The organism is Streptomyces phyllanthi (genome assembly GCF_009377205.1).
GTDB classification, from domain to species: Bacteria; Actinomycetota; Actinomycetes; order Streptomycetales; family Streptomycetaceae; genus Streptomyces; species Streptomyces phyllanthi.
The window spans coordinates 1-8,454 of sequence record NZ_VJZE01000408.1; the positions used below are offsets into that span (position 1 = coordinate 1).

Below are 8,454 nucleotides of genomic sequence, written 5' to 3' on the forward strand. Positions count from 1 at the left end.
GTGTGGGGGGTTCGACGGGTACGGGGCTCAGCGGGAGCGGGAGAGTTCCGTGAGCAGGGCCCGACGGTCGATCTTGCCGTTGGGGTTGAGCGGCAGCACGTCGAGGACGGAGATCCGGCGGGGCAGCATGTACGGCGGCAGCCGGTCGCCCAGCCCGGCGAACAGCCGGTCGGGGTCGCAGCCGGTGCCGGAGACCACGGCCTCCAGCTCCGGTTCGCCGTCGGAGGCGGGCACCGCGAGCACGATCGCGTCGCGTACGCCGTCCTGCTCGCGCAGCATGGCCTCGATCTCACCGAGCTCGATCCGGTGACCGCGGATCTTCACCTGGTGGTCGGTGCGGCCCAGGTGGATCAGCTGGCCGTCCCGCAGGGCGACGCGGTCTCCGGTGCGGTACCAGTGCCCCTCGGCCGGCTCGCCGGTCGGGTCGAGGTCCACGAAGCGGCCGGGGTTGTCGGCCGGGTCGAGGTAGCCGGGGAAGCGCTGGGGGCCGCGCATGCACAGCTCGCCGCTGTCGGACTGCTCGCCGGCCTCGTCCAGCAGCAGGAAGTCCAGGTCCGGGAAGCAGCTGCCGATCGGGGCCGTCCCGTTGGGGGTCTCGGGCCAGTCGGCCGGGTCGGCCGGGAAGCGGTAGCCCGTGCAGGAGATGGTGAGCTCGGTCGGGCCGTACAGCACTTCGAGGGCGCTGTCCGGCGCGGCCGCGGCCCATTCGCGGGCCGCCGCCAGGGTGAGGGGCTCCCCGCCGAAGACGCTCCACCTCAGGGTGGGCGTGCTGCCCGGCTTCAGGGTGCCGAGCCGGGAGGCGAAGGTGATCAGCGACGGCACCGAGAACCAGTGGGTGAGCCGCAGGGCGTTGATGGTCTTCACCGGGGACAGCAGCTGACCGCGGGTGGGTACCACCAGCGTCCCGCCGCCGGCCCAGGCCACGAACAGGTCGTGCACCGAGGCGTCGAAGGTGAGCTCGAAGGTCTGCGAGAGACGGCTGCCCGGACCGATGCCGTACCGGGAGGCCACGTGGCCCAGATTGGCGGAGATGTTCCGGTGGGTGATCGGCACGCCCTTCGGCGTACCGGTCGAGCCGGACGTGAAGATGATGTACGCGAGGTCGTCCGGACCGACCGGCGGGCACTCCAGGTCGGGGCGCGGCTCGGCGGCCAGTTCCGTCAACTCGGCTGAGTTCAGGACGAGTTGGGGAACCTCCAGATCGGCTCGGGGCGCCTCGGCGAGGACCAGGTCCGCTCGCGCGGCCCGGACGATGTCCGCGGTCCGTCCGGGCGGGTGCTCCGGATTGAGCGGTACGACGGTGGCGCCGGCCCGCAGGATCCCCAGGTACCCCGCGTACGCGAGCACCGACCGGCCGGCCAGCAGCCCGACCCGCCGAGGCGTGGCGTCGGCCCCCGCCGGCTGCCTGGTGATCCGTCCCGCGATCCGCTCCGCGAGGTCGCGCAGCTGTGCGTAGGTGAGTTGCTCACCGCCGGTCTCCAGAGCTACGGCTGAGTCCCCGAACTCGTCGGCGGACCGGGCGAACCAGGCGTAGAGGGTCGGGGGACGCACCCGCTCGCCCCGGTGCGTCGCGCCCCCGTCCGGCGCGGTGCTCGTGCCGTCCCCGGTGGCCTGTCTCCGTGGATCGCTCATCGCGCCGCGGCCTCCAGCGCCCGGGTCCATTCGCGGAGTTCACCGACCGTGCGCAGACTGCCGAACTCCTCGGGGTCGATCTCGTGTCCGGACCGCTTGGTCAGCTCGACGACGATACGCAGCTTCGCGAGGGAGTCGATCCCGATCTCGGTGAGGGTGGAGCCGTCGTCGAAACCGGTGCGGGCGTGTTCGCGCAGGACCCAGGCGGTCAGGTCGCCGTCGTCGCCGGAGTGCTCCTCACCCGGCCAGTACCGTTGCGTCTGCCACGGATAGAGGGGCAGCGGGACGTAGTTGCCGCCCTTCCTGAACTCCTTGTCCCAGTCCACGTCCTTGCCCGCGCGGTAGTGGTCGGCGAGCTCACAGTCGCCGCCCGCGTCCGGTGCTCCGGTGAGCGCCGCGACCAGTTCGTCGTGGGACGCGCCGACGACCGCCATCCGGTGCGGGTGGTGCTGCCGGCGGGTGGCGGCGCTGAAGCAGATGTCCCGCACCGAGTACGCGAAGCCCGGTCCGCCGGGGGAGAGGTAGTCGGCGTACCGGCGGGCCAGCGCGTCGAGCGCGTCGGGTGTGCGGGCGGAGAGCACGAGCACATGCGGCTTGCCGGGTTTCTCGTCCTTCACACGGGACTTCGGCGGGCCGGCCTGGCGTACGACCACGTGCGCGTTGAGCGCGGAGGAGCCCTGGCCGGAGACTCCCGCGAGGGCCGGGCGGCCCCGGTCGGGCAGGATCCGCGGTGTCCTCGGCACCTCCAGCGGCAGCTGGTCCCACGGGACCTCGGGGTTCGGGGTGTCCAGGTGGAGGCTGGCCGGTATCTGCCCGTGCTCCAGGCACAGCACCGTCTTGACCAGCCCGGCCAGGCCGCCAGCGGCCTCCGCGTGCCCGATGTTCGTCTTCACCGAACCGACCAGCAACGGTCGCCCGGCGGGCCGTCCCCGGCCCAGCACCTCGCCCAGCGCGCTGAGCTCCAGCGGGTCGAAGGCGGGGGAGCCGGACCCGTGCGCCTCCACGAAGTCCACCTCCGCGGGGTTCACCCCGGCGTCCTCGTACGCCCAGCGCAGCACCTCCAGCTGCCCGGTGAGCGAGGCGTTGAGCACCGAGCGGCTGGTGTGGCCGTCGTTGCCGACGGCGCTGCCCTGGATGACGGCGCGTATGCGGTCCCCGTCGGCGAGCGCGGCCGTAAGCGGCTTCAGTACGACGACGCCGACCGCGTCACTGGGCGCGTGCCCGTCGGCGCTCGCGTCCCCGAACCGGACACGGCCGTCGGCGGACATCCCTCCGGCCGCGGTCATCACCATGCCCTCGTCGGGGCGCAGCGTGAGGTTCACCCCGGCCACGAGCGCCAAGGGGGACTCCCCAGCCCTGAGGCTCTGCACGGCCTGGTGCACGGCGGTCAGCGACGAGGAGCACGCCGTGTCCACGACAACACTGGGCCCGCGCAGATCGAAGAAGTGCGACAGGCGGGCGGACAGCAGCGAGCGGAAGTTGTGGAGCTGGGCGGCCGTCACCCCGTCGGAGCCCTGACGGAGCGCCAGTTCCAGGTAGTCGGCGCGGGCGTTGCCCACGAAGACCCCGGCACGGCTGCCGGCCAGCAGGTCGGGCCGCTGGCCCGCGTCCTCCAGCGCCTCCCACGCGGTCATCAGCAGCAGCCGCTGCTGTGGGTCGAGTTCGACCGCCTCGGTGGTGGACATCCCGAAGAACTCGGCGTCGAAGTCGGCGACGTCCACGTATCCCGCGCGCCGGCTGGCCAGCCTGCCGGGGCCGGGACGGGGGTCGTACAGGGCGTCGACGTCGTAACGTTCGGGCGGCGTCTCGCTCGTGGCGTCGGCACCTCTGCGCAGCAGGGCCCACAGTTCATCGGCCCCGGACGCGCCCGGGAGCCGGCAGGCCATACCGATCACTGCCACTGACCGTGCGTCCACGTCCGACCTCTTCAACGGAACTCTCCTTCGGTGCCTCGTCGATGAACGTGTGTGCTGGCGCGCTTGACGTCCGCTCCGCCGCAGGGGATGCCGACGGCGAAGCGGATGGGAACAGGGTTACGAGTGTGGAGTGAGCTCCCGGACACCGTCGTACCGGGGGTCTCAAACGTTCAGCCGGTCGCGCCGCTTCCGCTCTCGCCGGAACGGCCGACCGGAGCGGCTAAGCGGAACGGTGGCCGACCGCTCCGGATCGTGCACCGTGGCACTGTGCACTGAGTGGATCTTGGCGCGAAACCGCCTGAGGCGCCAGAGTGTTCCAGCCCACACTGGCGTCGCTGTGCCCGCTGCTCGAACCGCAGTTGACCCACCGACCCAAGCCCTCTCTCCCCCGTGCACCGTACGAGCGATCGTCGAAAACCGGCCCACCGGACGATTGTCGTACGCAAAATCGTTTCCGCTCGTTTCGCGCTCAAGGATTGGCGGGAAGTGATCGGCCGAGGTTGAAACCCGTAAATATTTGGACAGACTTCTAGATTGGGCATGAGCATGACCTGCCGGGGGGTGGGGTGGTCGCCGGGGCCGCGAGTGTCCCGTGAGCGTCCCGTGAGGGACCCGTGAGTGTCCGGATACCAAGTCACGGTGACCGCCGGAGCGTTGACGATGAGCAGAGCGCGACGGAATTTAACGGACGGGGTGATCCGCGGAGTCCGATATTCTGCTTTCATCTGACCTCATGGATCCCCTGACCACATCCGACCAGGCGCGCCATGCCGGCGAGCAGCGCAAGCTGCGACTGCAGGTTCTCGGCCTCAACAGCGTCGAGGCGGAAGCCACCTTCGACCGTGTGGCCCGGCTCGCGGCCAGCTTCACCCAGACTCCGCTGGCCATGGTGAACTTCATCAACGACGAGCGGCAGATGTTCCGCGGCATGTACGTGCCCACGGCGTCGCCCGACGACAAGCCGGACCCCGACAGCGGCGGCATCGTCTTCGACCTCAGTGACATCGCGCGTGAGGCCCCCAACGACTACGGTTTCTGTCCCCACGTGGTGGCTCAGGGGTCCCAACTCGCCCTGGACGATGTCTTCGACTACCCGCGCTTCAAGGGAAACCCGCTGGTCAACGACATGGGTGTGCGCTCCTACCTGGGCACCCCGCTGCGTGACAACACCGGCATGATCCTCGGCACCGTGTGCGTCGCCGACTTCAAGCCCCGGGTCTGGGACCGCAAGATCCGCGAGCACATGCAGGAGCTCACCGAGACCCTGCTCGCGGACTTCAAGCTGCGCGACAGCCTGCTCGCCCAGCAGCAGGAACTGTTCGCGGTGTTCGACGGCGCCCCCTTCCCCATCATGCTCACCGAGGGCCCGAACCATCTGCTGCGGTACGCCAACGGCAAGCAGGGTCAGGCCTTCGGTATGGTCCCGCAGTTCAGCCCGGGCCGGCTGGCGCTGCCCGGCCTCGAGTCCATCGGGGTCTTCAACGCGATGGACGAGGCCTTCCACACGGGACACGCCGCCACGCTCGGCCGGGCGCAGATCACCACCTACGACTTCCCGCAGCCCCAGGAGTTCAGCTTCCTGTGCACCCCGGTGCGCACCTCGCCCGGCTCGCCCATCAGCGGTGTCCTGACCGTGGCCATGAACATCACAGGTCAGGCCTACCCCGGCCATGAGCAGCAGGCGTTCGCGGCCAACGTCCAGGAGCGCTTCGAGCGACTCGGCTCCGCTGGTGTCTCCGGGGCGTTCCCGGGGGCGCGGATGTAGGGAGCGCGTGCGCTGGTCCACGGGTGCGCTGGTCCACGGGTGCACTGGTTCACGGGTGCTCGGGTGCTCGGGTGCTCGGGTTGAGGAGTATGCGCGGCTGGAGTGGACCTGGTCGGATCCGGCCTCGATGGCCGGGATGCGAGCCAGGGTAAGCGGAACCGCTTTCGGGGTGCGGCCGGGCGTGCGGCCCGGGCACGGATGGGCGGTGGCCCCGGGTCGGGCATGTCAGCGGGAGCGGTGGCGCATCTCGCGGGGACTCACGCCGAAGCGCTGGCGGAACGCCGTGCTCAGGGTGCTCGCCGAGGAGAAGCCCGAGGCATGGGCCAGATCCGTGATCGTCATGTGCTCGCACTCCGCGCACCGGAGGCGGTCACGGACCAGGCGGAGCCGCTCCTCGCGGATCAGCTCGCGGGGCGTGGTGCCCGCGCGCTGGAGGGCGAGTTGTATCTGGCGCAGCGACCAGCCCAGGGCGCGCGCCATCGACGTACCCGTGAGGCCCGGGTCGGAGGCGTGCTCGCGTACATGGCGGCGGACCATCGCCTCGACCTCGCCCAGATGACCGGGCGAGTCGGGGCGGTCGTCGCCCGCGGCGAGCATGCAGACCAGTTCGACGACGCGGTCGGAGACGGCGTCGAACTGCGGGTCGCTGAGGTGGTCTCGCTCCTCGTACAGGTCGTTCAGCATGGAGTTCACGATCCGGCCCAGGCCCCGGGTCAGATCGAGACCGGCCGCCACCGGTGACCTGCGGTTCAGCGGGCCGTTGACCTCGTGGGCCGGGATGGTCAGGATGAACGCCTGCGTGTCCGCGTTCTGCAGGCACAGGAAGGGCTCCCCGAACGTGACCAGCGTGCCGGTCCCCGGGGTGAGCCTGGCCTCCTGGCCGTCCTGGCGCAGCACGATCTCCCCGCGCACCGGAAGCAGCAGACGGTAGTCCTCGTCCGGGTCCTGCCGCACCTGACGGGGGGTCCGGCTGTACTCGATGGCGTCCGAGGCGTACTTGACGAGCTGGTAGGTCCCGGTGCGCTGGCGGACGGTCTCGCCACGGAAGTTGTCGGGCCGGGCGTATCTGAAGCCCATCCGGGACTGGTACGTCCCGATGTGCTCGCTCCAGAAGTCGGCCCGCTCGAGCGGATCCACCCCTCGTGTGGTCCGCGACTCGACGGTGTAGCTTCCCGCGGGCAACGCTTCCCCTTCGCAGTCCCGGGTCCCGACGGTTTCGTACATGCCTACTTGTACGGCCGGGCGTCACCATCCGTTCGCGAGCTCGGGCCGTTACTGCGGGAAACCCTAGTGGCCCCCGGTGGACAGGGGGAGGCCGTCAGTCAGTGCATATGCCGGAGTGGAGTGCTGTGCGCGATCGCTGTTGTGCGCCGTTGTGCGCCACACGCACCACACGCACCACCTGTGCGCCCCACGACAACTTCCCTGCGCGTCACGGAAAGTACGCGCGCCGTCGCACGCCTAGCATCGAACGCTCTTCCCACTCATGCCCGCCCGTGGCGGACGACTTGAGGACAAGGCGACCTGAGCACGTGACGTAAGGACTTGTGACCTCATGACCGAGCCGATACCGGAGGCGGTGACCTGGCTCCTTGCCGCGGCCCTGATCGCCACCGCCGTGCTTCTGGTGCGTCAGCACGGGATCACCCGCCGCCAGCGCGCACGGAACGCGGACCTCGCGGACGGACTGCGCGCCCGGGACGAGGAGCTGCGCCATCTGGTCCTGGTCCGCCTGCCCGCCCTCGCGGACGCCCCGCACCGGTCCGGGCCCGGCCCCGGACCCGGTCCGCTCGACTCCCGGCTGGCCGACACGGAGTTCGCGAAGGGCCTCGACGAGGTCCTGGTCCGCCTGTCCGGCGCCGTGGAGCACGCGCAGACCCGCGCCGACCAATCCGCGAAGGCGGCGCTCAAGGCGTCCATGCGCTCCATCCAGGCCCTCGCCAACGAACAGCAGCTGTCCATCTCCGAGATGCAGGACCGGCACGACCGCCCCGATGTGCTGCGCGACCTGCTCGAGATCGACCACACCAACGCCCAGTTCGGCCGCCGCGCCCAGGCCATCGCCGTCCTGTGCGGCTCCTGGCCCGGGCGCCGGCGCGCGACCTCGCCGCTGGTCGAGGTCGTCCGCGGTGCGACGTCCCGGATCCGCGACTACCGGCGCGTCCACGTCAACTCCCAGATCGAGATCTCCATCGAGAGCCGCGCGGTGGAACCCGTCGTCCTCGCCGTCGCCGAACTGCTCGACAACGCGGCCCGCCACTCGCAGCCCAACGCCTCCGTCGAGGTCACCGTCCAGCCGGTACACAACGGCGCGTGTGTGATCGTCGACGACGCCGGCGTCGGTATGGACGGACAGGCGGTCGAGCGCGCGGGCGAACTGCTGAGCGGGCGGCGCGCGGTGGACGTGACCCGCCTCGACGACCCGCCCCAGTTCGGCTTCGCCGTCATCGGCGTGCTCGCCCGGCGTTACGGCTTCAGTGTCTCCGTGGACACGCGCTCGCCGTACGGCGGTGTCCGCGCCGTGGTGCTCGTACCGTCCGCCCTGCTCACACAGGAGGAGGCCCCCGCCGAGGAGCCGCCGGCCGTGCTGCCCCGCACACCGGAGCCCGAGCGTGTGCCCGTGCCCGTGCCCGTGCCCGAGCGCGTGACCGTGCCCGAGCCGGCCCCGCGCCCCGCGCGGGCCGAGGGCACCACGGCGGGCGGCCTGCCCAAGCGGCGCCGTCGCACGCCCGCTAAGCCGTCCGCCGTACCGTCCGCGTCCGCCGCGTCCGCCGCCGAGGAAGCCGAGGAACCTCCCACCCGCTCGCCCGAGGAGAACGCCCGCATCATGGGCGCCTTCGCCCGCGGCACGCGCTCCGGCCGGGAGGCGGGGGAGCGGGCGGCGGCCGACGAAGCTCTGCACGACAAGAGGGAGCCGTTCGGATTCGGGAACGAGGAGCCCCCGGAACCGCTCCGGAGCGAGCCGGCGCCGGAACCGGAGCCGGAGCCGGTGCCCGCACGGCAGGAGTACGTAGGGGAGGCCGTACGGGAGGAAGCCGTCCACGAGGAGGGCGTAGGGGCCGGGGGCACGCCGGCCGCCCTGGAGCTCGAACCCCTGCCGGGTGCGGCGGAGCACGAGCCCGCCCCGGTGGCGGCCCTGGG

General features: G+C 71.3%; 4 protein-coding genes and 1 pseudogene. 2 read left to right on the forward strand and 3 right to left on the reverse strand.

The genetic code is table 11. The features are described from left to right. Nucleotides 1-27: 27 nt before the first annotated feature. Complete coding sequence (locus FNH04_RS36060) at nt 28-1,632, reverse strand: amino acid adenylation domain-containing protein (RefSeq protein WP_152790058.1); 1,605 nt, start codon at nt 1,630-1,632, stop codon at nt 28-30. Next, complete coding sequence (locus FNH04_RS36065; RefSeq protein ID WP_322724818.1) at nt 1,629-3,548, reverse strand: beta-ketoacyl synthase N-terminal-like domain-containing protein; 1,920 nt, start codon at nt 3,546-3,548, stop codon at nt 1,629-1,631. The genes FNH04_RS36060 and FNH04_RS36065 overlap by 4 nt, the downstream gene beginning before the upstream one ends. Before the next feature lie 733 nt (nt 3,549-4,281). Between FNH04_RS36065 and FNH04_RS36070 the strand changes: the two genes are divergently transcribed. Beyond that, the gene (locus tag FNH04_RS36070) at nt 4,282-5,313 is read left to right on the forward strand and encodes a GAF domain-containing protein (protein WP_152790060.1); all 1,032 of its coding nucleotides are present in this window, start codon (nt 4,282-4,284) and stop codon (nt 5,311-5,313) included. A gap of 225 nt (nt 5,314-5,538) precedes the next feature. Here FNH04_RS36070 and FNH04_RS36075 read toward each other — a convergent pair whose 3' ends face one another. Beyond that, nucleotides 5,539-6,495 (reverse strand): AraC-like ligand-binding domain-containing protein, encoded by a 957-nt coding sequence (locus FNH04_RS36075; protein ID WP_152790061.1) that lies wholly within the window; start codon nt 6,493-6,495, stop codon nt 5,539-5,541. 373 nt (nt 6,496-6,868) lie between these two features. Between FNH04_RS36075 and FNH04_RS36080 the strand changes: the two are divergent. Beyond that, nucleotides 6,869-8,197 (forward strand): annotated as a pseudogene (locus FNH04_RS36080) (ATP-binding protein); the annotation flags it as partial. Nucleotides 8,198-8,454: the final 257 nt, after the last annotated feature.

Excerpts from the sequence above, each read along its gene's own strand:
- FNH04_RS36070 (WP_152790060.1), top strand. The coding sequence starts at position 4,282 with ATGGATCCCCTGACCACATCCGACCAGGCGCGCCATGCCGGCGAGCAG.
- FNH04_RS36060 (WP_152790058.1), bottom strand. The coding sequence starts at position 1,632 with ATGAGCGATCCACGGAGACAGGCCACCGGGGACGGCACGAGCACCGCG.